We start from the raw sequence: 1,752 nt of genomic DNA on the forward strand, positions 1-1,752 counted from the left end.
CAGGTCCCGACGCGTAGATACGGTGTTAACTGATGGCACCGACTTCTTCGAATTACCATAAACGTACTTGACCTTCAATGTCTCTTGACCTTCAATGTCTCTTGACCCTAAATGTCTCTTGACCCTCAATGTCTCTTGACCCTCAATGTCTCTTGACCCTCAATGTCTCTTGACCCTCAATGTCTCTTGACCCTCAATGTCTCTTGACCTTGATGTCTCTTGACCTTGATGTCTCTTGACCTTGATGTCTCTTGACCTTCAATGTCTCTTGGCCTTGATGTCTCTTGACCTTGATGTCTCTTGATCTTCAATGTCACTTGACCTTGATGTGACTTGACCTTGATGTCTCTTGATCTATCGGTGCTTTCAGTTAACGTTGTTGTATTCACGAATCCTCACTGGCTTAAGGGGCGCCAGCCCCGGGTCCGACGGACTTAGCCAGTGCAGGGTTGTCTGCTGAGTCAACTCCCCGAAAAGCCACTTGCAGACCAAGGGCCGTCAGGCCCGCCGCGTGAATACGGTGTTAGGTGAAGTAACGGCCTACTTGAAATTACCCGGAATATTATTTATTCTCCATCCTTTACTTTCAATATAAATATATTCAATAACCACTTCAGCAGGTGGATAATCACTATAATCAACAAGTGGTACTGTAAATTTATATATTATCCTTCCATTTCCCTTTTCTAGTATTATTCCTCTTGCATTTTCCCAATCATTCATTGAACCACTGGAACTTGGCGTAAATGCAAGTTGGTCATTCACCGTGAACATATTTATCTCAGTAATTAATTGATTTGCGATATTTTTAGTAAAACTTTCTTCCAAGTAACTGTGCATTTTCTCTATCGAATTTAGATTATCACAAAAATAGTAATGTTCATTCTTATCATTAGGTACTCTTCTGTCTTCAGTGGTACAAGTCCCACCTTCAAAAAATGTCATAAGATGTTCCGATGCAATTCGGTGTATAATTAAACCTTCTGCTTCAGACAAATTTGGTTCTACGGTGTTTTGGTACATATTTGGAAATATTATTATAAGCAGAAATAATAAGAGCTTGATCATTTCTTCATTCCTTTCTTTTAATGAAATTAAATTATGAATTTGCCGTTATTTCACCTAACGTTGTTGTATCTACGAACCCACACCACCTTAAGGAAGCCCAGATCCATATGCGCAGATGGGTCCCGACCGGCCGCGACGCGGTTAGGTGGTGCTGGGTTGTCTGCTGAATCCGCTTCCTCGAAATGCCTCTTGCAGACCAAGGGCCGTCAGGCCCGCCGCGTAGATACGGTGTTATGCGTAGTTACTGTCTTCCGTGTATCACATTCATGTCCTTCCAAAAAGCGCTCTTTCATGTTTTTTGAGTTTTGTGACATTAACAAATTGTGTTTCAATTTCTATTATCCTAATCTGTATTTATTTCTTTTTTTACTCTTATTAAATGCCCTTACAAGTCTTTCCCCCTATATCATTTTTGTTTCATTCCGAGTCGCGTAACACGCGACAAAATCTTCCGTTCGCGTGGACGAAGGGGGTTACTAATTCGCACGAATTCTCTCGCGACTAACCCATCCCCTAATAACTTGTAGGTCTTATTATCTTTACGAATGTTATTCAAATTGGTTCAGGGTCTACAGTAATTACGCATAACGTTGTTGTATTCACGAACCCTCACTGGCTTAAGGGGCGCCAGCCCCGGGTCCGACGGACTTAGCCAGTGCAGGGTTGTCTGCTGATTCCACTTCT

At 42.0% G+C, this 1,752-nt stretch carries 1 protein-coding gene; it reads right to left on the reverse strand.

The annotated features are described in order from the left end of the window. Window positions 1–540 precede the first annotated feature (540 nt). Window positions 541–1,068, reverse strand: coding sequence for a DL-endopeptidase inhibitor IseA family protein (locus ACSEXW_RS28125; RefSeq protein WP_438449496.1), 528 nt, complete (start codon window positions 1,066–1,068; stop codon window positions 541–543). Window positions 1,069–1,752: the final 684 nt, after the last annotated feature.

Source organism: Oryzibacillus soli, assembly GCF_051594765.1.
Taxonomy (GTDB): domain Bacteria; phylum Bacillota; class Bacilli; order Paenibacillales; family NBRC-103111; genus Paenibacillus_AR.

What these genes read in the sequence shown, in the direction of transcription:
- ACSEXW_RS28125 (WP_438449496.1), bottom strand. Translation starts at nt 1,068, where the DNA reads ATGATCAAGCTCTTATTATTTCTGCTTATAATAATATTTCCAAATATG.